Source organism: Microbacterium azadirachtae (assembly GCF_000956505.1).
Lineage (GTDB): Bacteria > Actinomycetota > Actinomycetes > Actinomycetales > Microbacteriaceae > Microbacterium > Microbacterium azadirachtae_A.
This window is the reverse complement of the sequence record NZ_JYIX01000034.1, coordinates 165,879-184,246: the sequence shown is the minus strand read 5'-3', so window position 1 is coordinate 184,246 and position 18,368 is coordinate 165,879. Positions and strand designations below refer to the sequence as shown.

15 protein-coding genes are annotated in these 18,368 nt (G+C 71.0%); 9 read left to right on the top strand and 6 right to left on the bottom strand.

The window, feature by feature from the left end:
• Positions 1-28 precede the first annotated feature (28 nt).
• From RS86_RS09725 to RS86_RS09690, 8 genes are all read left to right on the top strand, one after another.
• Complete coding sequence (locus RS86_RS09725) at positions 29-499, top strand: Lrp/AsnC family transcriptional regulator (RefSeq protein ID WP_045272030.1); 471 nt, start codon at positions 29-31, stop codon at positions 497-499.
• Between the two features lie 17 nt (positions 500-516).
• The gene (locus RS86_RS09720; RefSeq protein WP_045272029.1) at positions 517-1,335 is read left to right on the top strand and encodes a PaaX family transcriptional regulator C-terminal domain-containing protein; all 819 of its coding nucleotides are present in this window, start codon (positions 517-519) and stop codon (positions 1,333-1,335) included.
• 179 nt (positions 1,336-1,514) lie between these two features.
• Positions 1,515-1,955, top strand: a complete 441-nt coding sequence (locus RS86_RS09715; RefSeq protein WP_045272028.1) for a cupin domain-containing protein — start codon at positions 1,515-1,517, stop codon at positions 1,953-1,955.
• Positions 1,952-2,818, top strand: coding sequence for an acyl-CoA thioesterase (locus RS86_RS09710; RefSeq protein WP_045272027.1), 867 nt, complete (start codon positions 1,952-1,954; stop codon positions 2,816-2,818). The genes RS86_RS09715 and RS86_RS09710 overlap by 4 nt, the downstream gene beginning before the upstream one ends.
• Positions 2,819-2,847: 29 nt before the next feature.
• On the top strand, positions 2,848-4,509 hold the full coding sequence (locus tag RS86_RS09705) for an AMP-binding protein (RefSeq protein ID WP_045272026.1): 1,662 nt from the start codon (positions 2,848-2,850) through the stop codon (positions 4,507-4,509).
• A gap of 1 nt (position 4,510) precedes the next feature.
• Complete coding sequence (locus RS86_RS09700) at positions 4,511-6,910, top strand: bifunctional salicylyl-CoA 5-hydroxylase/oxidoreductase (RefSeq protein ID WP_045272025.1); 2,400 nt, start codon at positions 4,511-4,513, stop codon at positions 6,908-6,910.
• Between the two features lie 47 nt (positions 6,911-6,957).
• Entirely contained in the window at positions 6,958-7,380 is a 423-nt protein-coding gene (locus RS86_RS09695; protein WP_045272024.1) for a RidA family protein, read from the top strand.
• A complete protein-coding gene (locus tag RS86_RS09690; RefSeq protein ID WP_045272023.1) occupies positions 7,380-8,207 on the top strand; it encodes a fumarylacetoacetate hydrolase family protein in 828 nt (275 codons plus the stop codon). The genes RS86_RS09695 and RS86_RS09690 overlap by 1 nt, the downstream gene beginning before the upstream one ends.
• Before the next feature lie 16 nt (positions 8,208-8,223).
• On the opposite strand, the gene RS86_RS09685 is transcribed toward RS86_RS09690, so the two are convergent.
• From RS86_RS09685 to aceB, 5 genes are all read right to left on the bottom strand, one after another.
• Positions 8,224-9,789: an HD domain-containing phosphohydrolase gene (locus RS86_RS09685; protein WP_235281733.1), complete on the bottom strand. Its 1,566-nt coding sequence runs from the start codon at positions 9,787-9,789 to the stop codon at positions 8,224-8,226.
• A 41-nt stretch (positions 9,790-9,830) separates the two neighbouring features.
• Positions 9,831-10,595, bottom strand: coding sequence for a hypothetical protein (locus RS86_RS09680; protein ID WP_045272022.1), 765 nt, complete (start codon positions 10,593-10,595; stop codon positions 9,831-9,833).
• Positions 10,596-10,687: 92 nt separating this feature from the next.
• Positions 10,688-11,152, bottom strand: coding sequence for a ribonuclease E activity regulator RraA (gene rraA, locus RS86_RS09675; RefSeq protein WP_045272021.1), 465 nt, complete (start codon positions 11,150-11,152; stop codon positions 10,688-10,690).
• A gap of 186 nt (positions 11,153-11,338) precedes the next feature.
• Positions 11,339-12,934: an isocitrate lyase gene (locus RS86_RS09670; protein WP_045272116.1), complete on the bottom strand. Its 1,596-nt coding sequence runs from the start codon at positions 12,932-12,934 to the stop codon at positions 11,339-11,341.
• A gap of 46 nt (positions 12,935-12,980) precedes the next feature.
• On the bottom strand, positions 12,981-14,666 hold the full coding sequence (gene aceB / locus RS86_RS09665) for a malate synthase A (RefSeq protein ID WP_045272020.1): 1,686 nt from the start codon (positions 14,664-14,666) through the stop codon (positions 12,981-12,983).
• A 144-nt stretch (positions 14,667-14,810) separates the two neighbouring features.
• Here aceB and RS86_RS09660 point away from each other — a divergent pair, with 144 nt between their 5' ends.
• Positions 14,811-16,262: a helix-turn-helix transcriptional regulator gene (locus RS86_RS09660; RefSeq protein ID WP_045272019.1), complete on the top strand. Its 1,452-nt coding sequence runs from the start codon at positions 14,811-14,813 to the stop codon at positions 16,260-16,262.
• Between the two features lie 165 nt (positions 16,263-16,427).
• Here the strand turns inward: RS86_RS09660 and phoA are convergent, their stop codons facing one another.
• Positions 16,428-18,308, bottom strand: a complete 1,881-nt coding sequence (phoA, locus tag RS86_RS09655) for an alkaline phosphatase (protein WP_045272018.1) — start codon at positions 18,306-18,308, stop codon at positions 16,428-16,430.
• Positions 18,309-18,368: the final 60 nt, after the last annotated feature.

Here is an 18,368-nt window from a genome sequence, read left to right as displayed (position 1 = left end):
CCGGATCGATGACGCCGGAGGAGGCACAATGGCGGACGGAATCCGGCTCACGCCGACGGATCGGCGGATCCTGGACGAGCTGACCATCCACGGGCGCCTGTCGAACAAGGAACTCGCCGCGCGGGTCGGCCTCCCGCGCTCGACCTGCCACGGGCGGGTGCGCGCGCTCGAGGAAGCCGGCGTGATCCGCGGCTATCACGCCGAGCTCGACCCCGTCGCGGCCGGCGCCGGGGTCGAGGCGCTGATCATGGTCGCCGTCAAGGAGGACGCCCGCGATCAGGTGCCCGCCATCACGGCTCGCCTGCGCACGATCCCCGGTGTGCAGCGGGTCTACCTGATCGGCGGCGTGCACGACCTCGTGATCCATGTCGCCTGCGCGAGTGTTCCGGGGCTCCGGGATTTCCTGCGCACGCACCTCGGATCCGTCCCCGCACTCGGGCAGACCCAGACCCAGATCATCTTCGAGCAGCACCCAGGGGTCGCCGTCATCCCGTCGTGAGTCAGTAGGCTCCTCGCATGAGTGAGAGCGCTGCGACGGCCGATTCCACCGCGCGGCTGCAGCACCTGATCATCACCGTCTTCGGCCGCTACGTGCGCGCGCACGGGGGAGTGATCCAGGTCTCCGACCTGATCCGGATGCTGGCGGCGCTCGGGGCCGACGCGCCGGGAGTGCGCTCGGCCGTCTCCCGGCTCAAGCGTCGGGGGGTGCTGGTCAGCGTCCGCTCCGGCGGCGCCGCGGCGTACCGGCTCGCGGACTCCCTCGAAGGCGTGTTCTCCGCCGGCGACCACCGCATCTTCGAGGAGCGGCGCGCGCAGCCCTCGGATCCGTGGCTGCTCGCCTCCTTCAGCGTTCCCGAACGGGAGCGCCCGCTGCGTCACCAGCTGCGCAAGCTCCTGCAGCGGCTCGGCTTCGGTCAGATCAGCGGCGGGCTGTGGATCGCCCCCGGGCTGATCGCGGACGAGACGCGCACCGCGCTGCGCCGTGCGGATCTCGACCGCTACGTCGAGCTCTTCCTCGGCGACCGGGTGTCACAGGACGACCCGGCCGAGGCGGTCGGGCGCTGGTGGGATCTGCCGGCCCTCGAACCCCTGTACCGCGGGTTCGTCGACGGCTTCGCCCCGATGATGAGCCGCGAACTGAGCGATCGTGAGGCCTTCGCCGCGCATGTCGGTGCGATCACGCAGTGGCGGCGACTGACCTATCTGGATCCCGGGATCCCGCTGCAGTATCTGCCGGACCGGTGGGTCGGGGTCGAAGCGGAGCGGCTGTTCTCCGCGCTGCATCGCCGGCTCGAGCCCGCCGCCGAGCGGTTCGTGTCGACCGTTCTGAGCTGATCCCCCGCCAAGATCCCCGGTCGACGCGCGGCGCGACCGGGGATCTTCGTCGTCTTCGACAGTTTTGGATATTGCACTTGTGTGACGATCATCACACATGTGACACTTCTGGGGACGAGGCGGCAGACCTCGCAGCGCCGCGGGCGGCCGCGTGCACCGGACAGAGCAGAGGAGCTCCGATGACCGAGAACGAACTGCGCTGGGACCGCGTCCCGCAGGTCACCCGCAGCGGCGAGGAGGACACCCAGACGATGTCCTCCGGCGGCTGCATCCGCGTCTCGGGCGTCGGACCGCAGCACACCGAGGCGACGAGGATCTGGTTCGGCAAGGTGTCCAACGAGCCCGGGTACCGCTCCCTGCCGCACCACCACGGCGAGGCGGAGACCGGCGGCTACGTGCTGCGCGGGAAGGGCCGCATCTACTTCGGCGAGGACTACACCGAGTTCCTCGACATGATCGAGGGGGACTGGGTGTTCGTACCGCCGTTCATGCCGCACGTCGAGGCGAACATGTCCACCACCGAGGAGCTCGTGTGGCTGACCGCGCGGACGCCGGACAACATCGTGATCAACCTCGACGAGGTCGACGACGCCGTTCTCGAGGGCTTCCGCCGCGCATGAGCACCTCCGCCGCCTTCCTCCGGGCGATCGCCCTGACCGAGTGCGCGCCGGAGCACGCCGATCGCGCGTTCACGGCGCAGCCGCAGCCGGTCCCGTGGCCGAAGGCCTACGGCGGCGACACCGTCGCGCAGAGCGTGGCGGCGGCGATCCGCACGGTCGATGACGATCGCGTGCTGCACTCGGTGCACTCGACCTTCCTGCGGGGCGTGGACATCGCGGAGCCCGTGCGGTACGAGGTCGAGCTCCTGCGGGACGGCCGCGGCTTCTCCACGAGGCACGTCCGCGGTCACCAGCACGGCAGGCTCGCCTTCCTCGCGACCGCGTCCTTCCATGTGCCGGAGGAATTCCCCGTGCACGGGCCGGAGATGCCGGAGGTCCCGGATCCCGAGACCCTGCCCTCCAGCGCCGAGGCACTCGCCGGGTACGAGGGCGTCGATGTCGACTACTGGTCGCACGACCGCAGCTTCGACATGCGGCACGTCCCCGGACCCGTGTACGTGCGGGTCGAGGGTGCGCGCGTGCCGCATCAGGCCGTCTGGGTGCGCGCCTTCGAGGCTCTCGACGATGACCCCGTGACGCACCAGCTCGCGATCGCGTACGTGTGCGACTACACGATCCTCGAGCCCGTGCTGCGGGTGCTCGGCCTGCCGTGGCGGGACGAGGGCCTCGTGACCGCGAGCCTCGACCACGCGATGTGGTTCCACGCGCCCGCCCGCGCCGACGAGTGGCTCCTGTACGCGCACGAGTCCGCCGGCATCTCCGACGGCCGCGGGCTGGGCCTCGGCCGCTTCTTCGACCGCACAGGCCGCCTCATCGCGACCGTTGCCCAGGAGGGCATGATCCGCCCCGGTCGCGCCCTCTGACCACACCTCGAATCTCGAAGGGACCAGCAATGGAGCTTTCCCGCTCAGCCCACGTCGACACCTTCGCCCGCGACGCCCTGCCGCCGGTCGAGCTCTGGCCGACGCTGGAGTTCACCATCCCCGACGTGCAGTACCCGGAGCGGTTGAACGCGGCCGCCGAGCTCATCGACCGCGCGGTCGAGGCGTTCGGACCCGATCGCGACGCCGTGATCCTCGGCGACGGCACACGATGGAGCTACGGGGAGCTGCAGCGCCGCGCGAATCAGGTCGCACAGGTGCTCAGGGAGGATCTCGGCATCGTCCCGGGCAATCGCGTCGCCCTGCGGCTGCTCAACGGGCCCTGGGCCGTGGCCTGCTGGCTCGGCGCGCTCAAGGCCGGCGCGGTCGTCGTCACGACGATGGTCGCCTGGAAGGAGAGCGAGGTGCGCAACGTGTTCGAGCGGGTGCGCCCGTCGGCGGCGATCGTCGACCATCGCGATCTCGGCGTCGTCGAGGGCGCCCTTCGCGACCTGCTGCCGGAGGGCGGCCTCCTGGTGTTCGGCGGCGAGGAGGACCGCCTGATGCGCGCCTGCGATCGCAAGGACGGCGCGTTCGCGGCGGTCGACACGGCCGCCGATGACGTGGCGCTGCTCGGCGCGACCAGCGGCACGACGGGGGCGCCGAAGATCACGATGCACTTCCACCGCGACATCCTCGCCAACGCCGACACCTTCGCGAAGCACGTGCTGCACCTCACTCAGGACGACGTCAGCGCGACGACCGCCCCGCTCGCGTTCACGTTCGGCCTCGGCGGCGCGGTGGTGTTCCCGCTGCGCACGGGAGGAGCTGCGGTGATCCTCGAGCGGGCCACCCCGCTCGAGCTCGCGCGACTCATCGAACCGCTCGGGATCACGGTGCTGTACACGGCCCCGACCGGCTACCGCGCGATTCTCAAGGAGGGCCTCGCCGGGGCTCTCCGCCGGCTGCGGGTCGGCGTCTCGGCGGGGGAGCACCTCTCCCGGGAGACGTTCGAGGCGGTGTCCGAGGCGACCGGTGTGCGGCTCGTGAACGGCATCGGATCCACCGAGATGCTGCACGTCTTCATCTCCGCGTCGGGCGACGACATCCGCCCGGGGTCCACCGGGCGGGCCGTGCCGGGCTACCGCGCGGCGATCCTCGACGACGACGGCCGGATCCTCGGACCGGGGGAGCCGGGGCGGCTCGGCGTCATCGGCCCCACGGGATGCCGCTATCTGAACGATCCGCGGCAGACGGCGTACGTGCACGACGGATGGAACATCACCGGCGACACCTTCGTGCAGGACGAGGAGGGCTACTTCACCTTCTACGCCCGCAGCGACTCGATGATCGTCACGGCGGGGTACAACGTCGGCGCTCCGGAGGTCGAGGAGGCGATCGCCGCGCACCCCGACGTGCTCGAGGTCGCGGTCGTGGGACGTCCCGACGCCGATCGCGGCACGATCGTCAACGCCTACGTCGTCCCCCGTGCCGACGTCGAGGTCTCGGAGGAGCTCACCGCCTCGATCCTCGCGCTCGTGAAGTCGCGGCTCGCGCTCTACAAGTGCCCTCGCCGCATCGACTATCTCGCCGAGCTGCCCCGCAATCCCAGCGGCAAGGTGCAGCACTTCATCCTGCGCGACAGGGCCGCGGCCGAGGCCGCCCTCTCCGCGCCCGTCTCCCAGGGGGTCTGACATGCGCATCGCCGTGATCGGTGGAGGCCCGGGAGGGCTCTACTTCTCCGCCCTCATGAAGCAGCTCGACCCCTCGCACGAGGTCACGATCTGGGAGCGCAACGCCCCCGACGACACGTTCGGCTTCGGCGTCGTGTTCAGCGACGAGACCCTCGGTGGGATCGAGAACGCGGATCCGGTCATCGCCGCCCGGATGGGCGAGCAGTTCGCTCGCTGGACCGACATCGACGTGCTCTTCGGCGGGACCACCCACACGGTCGGCGGCCAGGGCTTCGCCGCGATGGGACGGAAGGAGCTGCTGCAGCTGCTTCAGCAGCGCGCGATCGAGCTCGGCGCCGAGATCCGCTTCCGCGCCGAGGCTCCGGACGCCGCCGCGCTCATGGCGGAGTACGACCTCGTGCTGGCCGCGGACGGCGTGAACTCCCGTGTGCGCGGTCAGTTCGCCGAGGCCTTCGGACCTGACCTTGATCGCCGCGTGTCGAAGTACATGTGGCTCGGCACGGATCGCGTGTTCGAGGCGTTCACGTTCGCGGTGCTGCACACCCCGCACGGCATCATGCAACTGCACGGGTATCCGTACTCAGACCAGGGCTCGACATTCCTCATTGAGATGCACGAGGACGTGTGGCGCGCCGCGGGCCTCGACGCGACCGAGCACGAGGTCTTCCCGCCCGGAGTGAGCGACGACGTCTCGGTGAACAAGATCCGCGGCTTCTTCGCCGACGTGCTCGACGGTCACGAGGTGCTCACGAACAACTCGAAGTGGCTGAACTTCACCACGGTGCGCAACGAGCACTGGCACCACGAGAACCTCGTGATCCTCGGCGACGCCGCGCACACCGCGCACTTCTCGATCGGCTCCGGAACCAAGCTCGCCATGGAGGACGCGCTCGCGCTCGCCGCCTGCCTGCACGAGCACGACCGGCTCGGCGCGGCACTGGAGGCCTACGAGACCGAGCGCCGCCCGGTCGTCGCCTCCACCCAGCGCGCCGCGCAGGCGTCGCTCGAGTGGTTCGAGCGGATCGGCCAGTACGCGGACCAGGATCCGCTGCAGTTCGCGTTCAACCTGCTCACCCGCAGCCGGCGCATCACGCTGGACAACCTCGCCCTGCGGGATCCGGTCTTCGCCGCCGCCGTCGTGCGCGGGGCGGGCTTCGCGGGCCGGACCGAGGACGAGCCGGCGATGTTCCGTCCGCACCGGATCGGCGCTCTCGCGCTGAAGAACCGCGTCGTCGTCTCGCCCATGGACATGTACTCCTCGGTCGAGGGCGTGCCCGGCGACTTCCACCTCGTGCATCTCGGTTCCAAGGCCACGGGCGGCGCGGGTCTCGTCATGACCGAGATGGTCTGCGTCTCCGCCGAGGGGCGGATCACGCCGGGCTGCGGCGGCCTCTACACCGACGAGCAGCGCGACGCGTGGGGACGGATCGCGGACTACGTGCACAGCCGGTCGACCGCGAAGATCGGCGTGCAGCTCGGCCACTCCGGCCGCAAGGGGTCCACCAAGCTCATGTGGGAGGGGATCGACGATCCACTGCCCGAGGGCAACTGGGAGACCCTCGCGCCGTCCGCGCTGCCCTACGGCCCGGCCAACGCGGCGCCGCAGGAGATCGACCGCGCCGGAATGGACCGGGTGCGCGAGGACTTCGTCGCCGCGACCCGACGCGCGGCCGAAGCCGGGTTCGACCTCGCCGAGCTGCACGCCGCCCACGGCTACCTCATCTCGTCGTTCCTGTCGCCGGTCTCCAACCGGCGCACCGACGAGTACGGCGGCGACCTGGACAACCGCCTGCGCTACCCGCTCGAGGTGTTCGACGCCATGCGCGCCGCGTGGCCGGCCGAGCGTCCGCTCACCGTGCGCCTCTCTGCTGTGGACTGGTGCGAGGGAGGCAATGAGCTCGAGGACGCGATCGAGATCGCCCGCGCGTTCATCGCGCACGGGGCCGATGCGATCGACGTGTCCTCCGGGCAGATCGCCAAGGAGGAGAAGCCGCAGTTCGGCCGCAGCTACCAGACGCCGTTCGCCGACGCGATCCGCAATCGGGTCGCAGCCGAGGCCGGCGTCAGCGTGATCGCGGTGGGCGCGGTGTCCAGCCACGACGACGTGAACTCGATCCTGCTCGCCGGTCGCGCCGACCTCGTCGCGCTCGGCCGCACGCACCTCTGGGATCCGCAGTGGACGCTGCACGCGGCCGCGGACCAGGGCTACCGCGGGGAGGGAGCGGACTGGGTGGCGCCGTTCCGCGCCGGGTCGCGCAAGCCGCCGACCGCCCGCACCGACGCCGTGCGACCACGGCTCTCGCTCGTCCGGGACGAGCGCGCGGGCGAGAGTGCGCCGGAGCACCGCCGGTGGATCCCGCGGCGCGAGGCCGTCGAAGCCCTTGCACCGGTCGGTCCCTGAGCCCCGGGCCCGACCCTCATACGCATCCACATAGGAGGACAAGAACCATGAGCCGCCAGATCATCAATCCCGAAACGCTCATCGCACCGAGCGGTTTCGCGCACGGAGTGCGCGCCGGCGAGTTCGTCTACCTCGGCGGGCAGACCGCGATGGACCGCACCGGCGCGATCGTGCCCGGGGGGATCGTCGAGCAGTTCGTGCAGGCGTTCTCGAATGTGCTCGTCACGCTCGAAGCGGCCGGCGGCAAGCCAGAGGACCTCGTCGACGTCACGATCTACCTCACCGACGTCGACGACTACCAGGCCAACGGCCGCGAGATCGGGCGTCGCTGGCGCGAGATGGCCGGCACCGAATATCCGGCGATGGCGGGGATCGGCGTGACGCGGCTGTGGCAGAAGGAGGCGATGATCGAGATCCAGGGCGTCGCGCACCTCGGCGAGGGCGTGGCCGCCGACGGGGATCGGGACTGATGCGGGTCGCGACCATCCGCGTCGCCGGGGGCACCCGGGCCGCGGTCGGCGACGCCGAAGGCTGGGTGCTGCTCGACGAGGCGGATGCGCAGGAACTCGTCGCCGGAGAGGGCTGGCGGGAACGGGCCGAGACCGCGCTCCGGGGGCGGACCCGGCAGGAGCTGGACCCCGGGGCCTTCGGGGTGCCCCTGCCGCGACCCGCGAAGGTGTTCTGCTGCGGTCTCAACTACCGCGACCACATCCTCGAGACCGGCCGCGCCGTGCCGGAGCACCCGACGCTCTTCGCCAAGTTCGCCGACACCCTCACGGGACCGGCGGACGAGATCAGGGTGCACGACACGGCGCAGCTGGATTGGGAGGCGGAGCTGGCCGTCGTCGTCGGATCCGAGGTGCACCGCGCGGACAGGGACGAGGCGGCGGCCGCGATCCTCGGCTACACGGTCGCGAACGACATCTCGATGCGGGACTGGCAGCAGCGCACCCTGCAGTGGCTGCAGGGCAAGGCGTTCGACGCCACCACGCCGATCGGTCCGTTCGTCGTCACCGCGGACGAGCTCGATCCGAAGGCCGGACTCCGCATCGCCTGCACCGTGAACGGCGAGCCCGTGCAGGACGGGAACACCCGCGAGCTCGTCTTCGACGCCGCCGATCTCGTCTCCTACGTCTCTCAGATCACCCGGCTCCGGCCGGGTGACCTCATCCTCACCGGAACCCCTGGCGGTGTCGCGCTCGGGATGGCGGATCCGCGCTGGCTGCAGGACGGGGACCTCGTCACGACCGCGATCGAGGGGATCGGGGAACTCCGCAACCGGATCCGGTCCGCCTAGATCCTGGCGCGGTCGCTCATGTCGAGCGGCCGACGAAGCCGTGGTCGATCGCGAACAGGCTCGCCCCGACCCGGTTGGCGACGCCGATCTTCGCGTAGGTGTGCTCGACGTGGTTGCGCACGGTCTTCTCGCTGAGCGTCAGTGCGGTCGCGATCTCGCGGTTGCTGCGGCCCTGCGCGACGAGCGTCAGGATCTCGGCCTCGCGCGGAGTGAGCCCGGCAGGAAGAGCGGTGCGCGGGGTCCGCACGCCGAGGGGGCCGGTCGCCGCAGACGCGACCGCGGCGACCGCCTCCCCGTCCAGGTGCCCCGCGGCCACACGCCGGTGCAGGCGGGCGATCGCCTCGGCGGGCTCGAGCGCGGCACGGTAGGGGCGCGGCTCGGTCGCCGCCCGGTAGGCGACGGCGGCGGCGAGAAGGCGGTCGGACCGCGTGAGGCTCGTGCCCGCCGTGCCGGCCGGGTAGCCGCTGCCGTCCAGGTGCTCGTGATGCGCGCGCACCAGCGCCGCCTCGGCGGCGAGCCCGGGGATCCGCGCGAGCACGCGGCCGCCGAGGTAGGGATGCATCCGCACGTGCTCCCAGTCGCCGTCGTCGAGAACGCCGGGCTTCGACCAGATCAGGTTCGAGACGCCCAGCCGTCCCACGTCGTGCAGATGCGCCGCGCGTCGGAGGGCCGTCACCTCGTCGGAGGGGACCCCGACCGCCCTGGCCGCCGTCGCCGCGATCTCGGCCACGCCGCGCGAGTGCCCCAGCAGGAACGGGCACTTCAGGTCGGCGAAGTCGCCGATCGCCGCGACGGCCGCATCGAGGGCTTCGCCGTGCAGCACCTCGTCGCGATCGGGCGCGCACTCCAGGGCGGCGGTCCACGCGGCGGATCCGCGCGGGATGTCGAGCAGCGCTTCCGCATCGGCCGTGAACGCATCGACGATCTCGGGATCGAACTGCCCGCCGCGGCGCTCTCGGGCCATGCGGATCGCCGCCTCTGTTCCGCCGAGGCGGTCGTACACCTCGGCGGTGTCTGCGAGCTGGGCGATCCGCATCGCGAGCGGGATCGTACCGCCGGAGAGGCCCCGGGGGAGCCCATGGCCGTCGTACCGCTCGAAGGCAGCGGCGACGGCCTCCTGCACCGCGCGCGGGAGGCCGAGCCGCTCGGCCAGCAGGGCGGCGGACAGGCAGTGCGAGTGCAGCAGCGTGCCGAGGCTGCCGCGGGAGTCGATCATGAGCGCGGTGAGCGTCGTGGCACGCTGAACGAGTGGGCGGCCCTGCGCGACGTGCTCGACCAGGAAGCGCAGGAACGGCAGCCCCGACCAGTCCACCAGGTAGGAGGCGCTGCGCACGGCGATGTCGTCGCCGAACCAGCGCGCGTACTCCTGCGAGTCGGCCGTGCAGCCGATCCACATGAGCAGCGTCGACTGATAGGCGGCGCCGCGCTGCGCCTCGTCCAGTCCCAGCCGTGCGGCGAGCCGGTCGGCAAGGACGGCCGCGCGCATCATGTGCTCCGCGGGCTGGCCGAGGCCCAGGTCGATCGCGACGGAGACCGCCGCGAGCATCTCGCCCCTGGTCGGAGCACCGGCTGTCGCGCCCACAGGTCCATTGTCGGCGATGCGCTCCTGCAGGGCCAGGGATATCAGCGCGGCCGCGCATCCCCGGCGAGTCCGTCCGCGGGCGCTGCGACGGCTGCGTGGACGGCGGGGTCGAACGCGCTGAAGCGCGCGTCGCCGACGTAGAAGAGCCCGTGCTGCGGCATCCAGAAGTCGCCGAGCCTGATCTGCCGATCGAGGGCGCCGATCGGGCCGAGGTCCCGGCCGCCGATGCGGGCCGTGCTCGCCGAGATCCGCCAGATCCGCGTCGGAACCACCTGGAAGCGCTGCCGGTTGGGCGCCGCGCCGACCATCCGCATCCGCCCCGTGCGGAGCATCGGCCGCGCCATGGGTCCCATCGCGCCCAGGAACGGATCGCTGCGCCGGGCGACGTCGGGCAGGGCGCCGCCGAGCGCCGACATCGCCCGCGTCGCCGGTGTGGCCCGCAGCAGGACGTCCCAATCCAGCACGCCGGCGATCCGCACCTGCAGTCGGGTTGGGCCCTTCCAGCTCAGGTCGATCTCCGGCACGCGTTCGTAGGTCGCCGCGGCGCTGAAGTAGCGCGGGCAGCTGCGCTCCGGATCCGTGGTGACGTACATGTGCCAGGCGCCTGCGGGTGCGCGGTGCCAGACGGCGCGGTAGCCGGGGCCGATGCTGGTCCCGGTCATCACGCGCAGGGCGAGGCAGTCGCCGCTGCGGAACGTGAGGCCGAGCACGCCGAACCCGGTGAACCTCTCGTCGTCGCCGTCGGGAAGACGGGGGTGGTCTGTCACGTCGGCGGCGGCCGCCTGGGGTGTCGATGCGGTGGACATGGATCCACCTTCGCGCCGCCGCCGGGTCCGCGCATGGGGCATCGGCCCCGACTTCTGCGCCGGCCCGCGCGGCCGTCGCTCCGCAGCCGGGGTCAGCGTTCGACGAGCACGCCGTCCTCGTCCGCGTAGAGCACGGCGCCGGGGCAGAACTCCACATCGCCGAAGCGCAGCATCACGTCGACCTGGCCGGTCCCGGCCTTGGCGCTCTTGCGCGGGTTCGTGCCGAGGGCCTTGACACCCAGCGGCAGCCGGCCGATCGCCGCGCTGTCGCGGATCGCGCCGTGGATGACCACGCCGGCCCAGCCGTTCGCGACGGCGCTCGCCGCGATCATGTCGCCCATGAGCGCGGTGCCGAGGGATCCTGATCCGTCGATCACGAGCACGGCGCCGTCACCGGGGGTGGCGAGGAGGTCCTTCACGAGCTGATTGTCCTGGAAGCAGCGCACCGTGCGGATCGGGCCCTCGAAGGCGAGGTGCCCGCCGAAGTCGCGCAGCTGCAGGGCGAGGGACTGCAGGTCGTCGCCGTGCTCGTCGTAGAGGTCTGCAGTGGAGGTCATGCGGTGGATCCTTTCATGCTTCTCCGGGGCCGTTGAGCGAGGAAGGAGCGCCCTTCGTCTCGTCGCTGCGCTCCTCGCTCAGGGACCGGGTGGGCCGGTCGCTGCGCTCCTCGCTCAGGGACCGGGTGGGCCGGTCCCTGAGCGAGCGCAGCGAGACGAAGGGCGCTCAACGACCCCTTAGGGGTGTCAGCTGAACTGGTTCATCGTGTTGTGCTGACCGCCGGCCTTGAGGGCGGCGTCGCCGGCGAAGTACTCCTTGTGGTTGTCGCCGAGGTCGGAGCCCGCCATGTTCTGGTGCTTGACCGTGGCGATCCCGCCGCGGATCTCCCGGCGCTGCACGCCCTTGACGTACGCGAGCATGCCCTCGTCGCCGAAGTAGCCCTTCGCGAGGTCATCCGTCGACAGCGCGGCCGTGTGGTAGGTCGGCAGCGTGATGAGGTGGTGGAAGATCCCGGCGCGCGCGGATCCGTCGCGCTGGAAGGTGCGGATCTTCTCGTCGGCGAGACGCGCCAGCTCCGTGTCGTCGTACTCGACGCTCATGAGCGCGCCGCGGTCGTAGCCGGAGACGTCCTCGCCCTGCTCCGCGAGGAGGTCGTAGACCTGCTGACGGAAGTTCAGCGTCCAGTTGAACGACGGGCTGTTGTTGTAGACGAGCTTCGCGTTCGGGATCTCCGCGCGGATCGCGTCGACCATGTCGGCGATCTGGTCGACGTGCGGCTTCTCGGTCTCGATCCACAGCAGGTCGGCGCCGTTGCGCAGAGACGTGATGCAGTCCAGCACGACGCGCTCCTCGCCGGTCCCCGGACGGAACTGGTAGAGGTTGCTCGCGAGTCGGCGGGGCCGCAGCAGACGGCCGTCGCGCTTGATGATCACGTCGCCGTTGCCGAGTTCGGCCTCGGAGATCTCCTCGACGTCGAGGAACGCGTTGTACTGGTCGCCCAGATCGCCGGGCTCCTGCGTGACGGCGAGCTTCTGGGTGAGGCCGGCGCCCAGCGAGTCGGTGCGGGCGACGATGACGCCGTTGTCGATCCCGAGCTCGAGGAACGCGTAGCGGACCGCGTTGAGCTTGGCGATGAAGTCCTCGTGCGGCACGGTGACCTTGCCGTCCTGGTGGCCGCACTGCTTCTCATCCGAGACCTGGTTCTCGATCTGGATCGCGCACGCGCCCGCCTCGATCATCTTCTTGGCGAGGAGGTAGGTCGCCTCCGGGTTCCCGAAGCCGGCGTCGATGTCGGCGATGATCGGGACGACGTGGGTCTCGTAGTCGTCGATCTGGGACTGGATGAACTCGGCCGCGGTCTCGTCGCCGGCCGCGCGCGCCGCGTCGAGCCGGGTGAAGAGCAGGTCGAGCTCGCGGGCGTCGGCCTGACGCAGGAACGTGTAGAGCTCCTCGATCAGAGCGGGCACCGCCGTCTTCTCGTGCATCGACTGGTCGGGGAGCGGCCCGAACTCGGAGCGGAGGGCTGCGACCATCCAGCCGGAGAGGTAGAGGTAGCGCTTGTTCGTCGACTTCAGGTGCTTCTTGATCGAGATGAGCTTCTGCTGTCCGATGAAGCCGTGCCAGACGCCGAGCGACTGGGTGTACAGCGAGGAGTCGGCGTCGTACTCCTCCATGTCGCGGCGCATGATGTCGGCCGTGTACTGCGCGATCTCGAGTCCGGTGCGGAAGCGGTTCTGTGCCCGCATGCGGGCGGCGGACTCGGGGTCGATGGCGTTCCACGGGGATCCGGCCGCCGCCTTCAACGCCTGGATGGCGTCGATGTCGTCCTGGTAGCGAGTCATGGTCATGTCCTTCGTTCGTGGGCGAATGGTCGGGTTGCCGAGCGGGTCAGGCGGTCTCGACGAGGAAGCGGGAGTAGGCGGGCAGCGTCAGGAACGCCGGGAACTCGGGCTGCAGCGCCACCTCGCGGAACACCGCGGCGGCGTCCTCGAAGCGGTCGTCGGTCTCTGAGCCTGCCGAAGGGCGCGGCGTCTCGGCGAGCACCGCGGCGATCAGGCCCTCGACGTACTCGGCCGTGATTAGGGTGCCGTCCTGCGTGGACTGCCCCTGGTGGATCCACTGCCACACCTGCGAGCGGCTGATCTCGGCGGTCGCCGCGTCCTCCATGAGGTTGTCGATCGCCACGGCCCCGATCCCGCGCAGCCAGGCCTCGAGGTAGCGGATCGCCACGGAGACGTTGTCGCGCACGCCCTCGGCCGTGATCGGGCGCCCGATGTGCACGTCCAGCAGGTCCTCCGCGCGCACCTGCACGTCGGGGTGCTGCCGGTCGAGCTGGTTGGGGCGCTCGCCGAGCACGGCGTCGAACTCGGCCTGCGCGGTCGGGATCAGGTCGGGGTGCGCCACCCAAGTGCCGTCGAAGCCGTCGCCGGCCTCGCGCTTCTTGTCCGCCGCGACCTTCTCGACGGCCCTGGCGGTCACCTCGGGGTCGCGCCGGTTGGGGATGAAGGCGCTCATCCCGCCGATCGCGAAGGCGCCGCGCTTGTGGCAGGTCTGCACGAGCAGCTCGGTGTACGCCCGCATGAACGGCACCGTCATCGTGACCTCGCTGCGGTCGGGGAGCACGAAGCGCGCGCCGCGACCGCGGTAGTTCTTGATGATCGAGAAGATGTAGTCCCAGCGTCCGGCGTTCAGACCCGCGCAGTGCTCGCGCAGCTCGAACAGGATCTCCTCCATCTCGAACGCGGCGGGCAGCGTCTCGATCAGCACGGTCGCGCGGATCGTGCCGCGGGGGATCCCGAAGTACTCCTCGCTGAACGTGAACACGTCGTTCCAGAGCTTCGCCTCCTCGCTCGACTCGAGCTTGGCGATGTAGAAGTACGGCCCGCGGCCGGCTTCGATGAGGGCCTGCGCGTTGTGGAAGAAGTAGAGGCCGAAGTCCACCAGGGAGCCCGAGGCGTCCATGCGGCGCCCGGTGCGGTCGGTGAACTCCAGGTGCTTCTCCACGAGGTGCCAGCCGCGGGGCCGCATCACGATCGTGGGGGTCTGCTCTGCGGTGACGCGGTACTCCTTGCCGTCCTCGCTCGTGTGGGTCAGGCGTCCGCGGATCGCGTCGCGCAGCGACAGCTGGCCGCCGATCACGTTGCTCCAGGTCGGGCTCGTCGCGTCCTCCTGATCGGCCAGCCACACCTTGGCGCCGGAGTTCAGCGCATTGATGGTCATCTTCGGATCCGTCGGGCCGGTGATCTCGACGCGGCGGTCCTCGAGGCCAGGGCCCGCACCGGCGACGCGCCAGTCGGCGTCCTCGCGGATGTGCCGGGTGTCGTCGCGGAAGCGCGGGTCGTGCCCGTTGCCGATCTCGAAGCGGCGGCGCATGCGGTCGGCGAGGCGGTCGTGCCGGCGCCCGCCGAAGCGGTGGTGCAGTTCCGTGAGGAAGGCCACGGCCGCGGGCGTGAGGATCTCGCCGAAGCGGTCGTGCAGGGGACCGGTGATGCGGATCGCGGGGCCCTCGGTGCCGGAGACGGCAGTGCCGACGGTCCGGATCGGGGCGGTCGGCGACGCGGTGGGAATGGTCATGATCTGTCTCCTCCGTGAGTGGATCCGGTCCGGCTTCTGCGCCGGGGTGGCTTGTGACCACTCTGAGTGAAGATCTGAAGTCGGTCAGACCAAATCAGAGGAGAAGTTTGCTCAGATTTCTGTTTTCGTGACAGAATCGGCCCCATGGTCACCGCAGACACGGCAGAAGAGGTCGACGCTCTCACGATCGGGCGACGCATCCGGCAGCTCCGCACGGCGGCGGGGATGACCCTCGAGCAGCTCGCGACGGCGATCGACAGGGCGCCGAGCCAGGTGTCCATGATCGAGACCGGCAAGCGCGAGCCGAAGCTCACCCAGCTGCAGCAGATCGCCCGCGTGCTGGATACGACGATCGACCAGATCCTGGCCGAGCAGTCTCTCGACGAGCGCGCCGCGATGGAGATCGCCGTCGAGCGGGCGATGAAGGGGCAGACCTTCCAGGCTCTCGGCATCGCTCCCTTCCGGATCCCGAAGACCGTTCCCGACGAGGCGCTGCGGGCGCTGCTCGCCCTGCACGGCGAGATCGACAAGCTCCGCGACGAGCGCGCGGCGACTCCCGAGGAGGCCCGCCGCGCGAACGTCGAGCTGCGCCACCTCATGCGCCGTCAGGACAACCATTTCGCCGACCTGGAGAAGAAGGCGGCGGAGATCCTCGCCGCGGTGCACCACCCGGGCGGGCCGCTCACGCAGCGCAGCGCGAGCGACATCGCCGCGCACCTCGGCTTCACCCTGCACTACGCGCCCGATCTGCCGCAGTCCACGCGCAGCGTCGCCGACCTCGCGCACGGGCGGCTGTACCTCTCCAGCCGCGTGCCGGGCAAGGGCGACGCCCGCACGGCCGTGCTCCAGGCGCTCTCCAGCCGCATCCTCGGGCACTCCGAGCCGCGCAGCTACGCCGAGTTCCTGCGCCAGCGCGTGGAGACCAACTACCTCACGGGTGCGCTGCTCATGCCAGAGGAGCACCTCGTGCCGGTGCTGAAGGACGCGAAGGAGCGCCGCGCGATCTCGATCGAGGACCTCCGCGACGCCTATTCCGTGTCCTACGAGACGGCCGCGCACCGGTTCACGAACCTCGCCACCCGGCATCTGGACATCCCGGTGCACTTCCTCAAGGTGCACGAGTCGGGCACGATCACGAAGGCGTACGAGAACGACGACGTGAACTTCCCGACCGACCGGCTCGGATCCATCGAGGGGCAGATGTGCTGCCGCAAGTGGACCAGCCGGGTCGTGTTCGAGGAGGAGGACCGGTTCAACCCGTACTACCAGTACACCGACACCGGCAATGGGACCTACTGGTGCACCGCCCGCGTGGAGCCGTCGAGCGAGGGCCTGCACTCGGTGAGCGTGGGGGTGCGCTTCGACGACACGAAGTGGTTCATCGGGCGGGACACCCCCAACCGCGGCGTCTCGAAGCACTCGGTCGAGGTGTGCTGCCGGCGCGCTCCGGCTGATCTCGAGAAGCGCTGGCGCGAGCAGTCCTGGCCGAACGTGCGCACCCCGCGCACTCTGCTGGCGACACTGCCGACGGGAGCGTTCCCCGGCGTCGACACGACGGACGTGTACGAGTTCCTCGAGGCCCACGCCCCCGCCTGAGCCCGCCCCATCTCCGAGTCGTCCCCGCCAGCGGAGCCTATGGCGTGCGCTGACGGGGACGACTCGAAGTGTGGGTGCGGCGGGTGCTCCCCACCTCCGGGTCGTCCCCACCAGCGGAGCCTGTGGCGTGCGCTGACGGGGACGACTCAGTGGTGGAAGCCGGAGTCAGGCGCGGCGGGCGCGAGCGCGGGCGCGGGCCAGCAGCAGGCCGGCGGCGATCAGGGCGAGAGCGACGAGGGCCGCGGCGCCGACGGTGCCGCCGGTGAGCGCGAGGCTGCCGCCGTTGCCGTCGGTCGGCGGCAGGGCCACGGCCGGAGCGGTGGGGCTCGGCGATGCCGTCGGCGTGGTCGGGGCGCCCTCGGCGACCGTGAACGTGGCGGTCAGCGCCTTGCCGGTCTGCTCGCCGGTCAGGGCGACGGTGTACTGGCCCGGCTCGGTCGGGGCGGTCAGCGACAGCCCGACACCGCCGTCGATGACGTCGGTGCGCCCGATCGTCTCGGCTGCGGCCCGTGCCGCGGCGCCCGCGGCGGAGACGGATCCGTTCACCTGGCGGTCGCCGTTGAGCCCCGCGGCTGCGAGGGCGATCGTGCCGCCGGGCGCGACCTTCTCCGGCACCGTGAGGGTGGCGCCGGCCGACAGTGCGGGCAGGTCGCGGTTCAACTGCAGGGCTCCCGCGATGGTGAAGAAGTTGTCGGTCTGGTCCGTGAGGCCGACGACGTTCGCGGCCCCGGGGCCGTAGCCGGCGATCCGCACCTGGCTCCCGGTGTGCTGCTGCGAGCCGCCCGCGCCGGCGGTGCCGTAGGACACCTTCATCGTGGATCCCTCGGTGGTCTTCAGGGCGATCGAGAGCGAGGTCGGCGGGGTGCTGTCCACGATCTGCGAGGTGTGCGCGTGGTCGGCGGTGACGATCACGAGGGTGTTCCCGTCGGCCTTGGCGAAGTCGAGCGCGACCTGCACGGCCTCGTCGAGGTCGATGGTCTCACCGATCTGACCGCAGGCGTTGGCGGCGTGGTCCTGCTTGTCGATCGAGGCGCCCTCGACCTGGAGGAAGAAGCCCTTGTCGCCCTTGAGCAGGTCGATCGACTTCTGGGTGAGCGACGCGAGCGAGAGCGAGGAGTCGAGGCGGTCGGCGCTCTCGGTGCACGTGACGGGGGCCGCGTCGGCGCCGCCGACGGTGGCCGTGGTCTCTGCGAAGCGGGTCGGGAAGTTCCCCGCGCTGAACGTGCCGAGGACCGGGCCGGCCTGGTCCGCGGCGCTGATCGCGGCGAGGTCGGCGGCCGTGCGGGCGACCTGGTAGCCGCGGGTCGCGGCCTGCTGGAACAGGGTCGCGCTCGGCCACGCGCCGGCCTTCGCGGTCTGCTCGAACGACTCGGATCCGCCGCCGAGCGTGACGTCGGCGCGGGTGTCCAGGATCTGCTCGCTGATCGAGCCCTTGCCGCCGTTCTCGAGGAGGTCCGCGCCGCACTGCTTGGCCGAGTCGGGGCCGTAGCACTTGCGTCCTGCGACATGCGCGGCCTGCACCGCGGGGGTCGCGTCCTGCAGCTCCGCCGTGGAGACGTTGCCGGTCTTGCGCCCGTTCGCCTTGGCGAGCTCGAGCAGCGTGTCGTGCCCCTTGCTCGCGATGTCGACGGAGATCGCGCCGTCGTAGGTCTTGGTACCGGTCGCCCACGCGGAGCCGGTCGCGGCCGAATCCGGGACGTAGTCGGCCGAGCCGTCCTTGTTCAGCGAATAGGTCGTGTAGGAGCCGGTCAGCGGAAGCGCGTCGATGCCGGGGAGGCGCCCGCCGGCGCCGTACTGGTAGTCGCGGGCGACCGTGATCTCGGAGTCGCCCATTCCGTCGCCGATGAGCAGGATCACGTTCTTCGCGGGACCCGCGACGATCGCGTCGCGCAGCGCCGCGGTCTGGTCGCCGTCGTTGCGGGTGGCGCCGCCGGGGACGGACGGGTCGGAGGGGCCCGCCGCATAGGCGGCGGGTGCGGCCAGCGCGGCGCCGGCGACGAGGGTGAGCGCGATCGCGGAGCGCGCGAACGTGGTTCTGGCGTTCATGGCTGTCTTCCTCTGGGGGAGTGGGGAGGCCCGTCGGCTCACGTGCGTGCACGCCGAGCC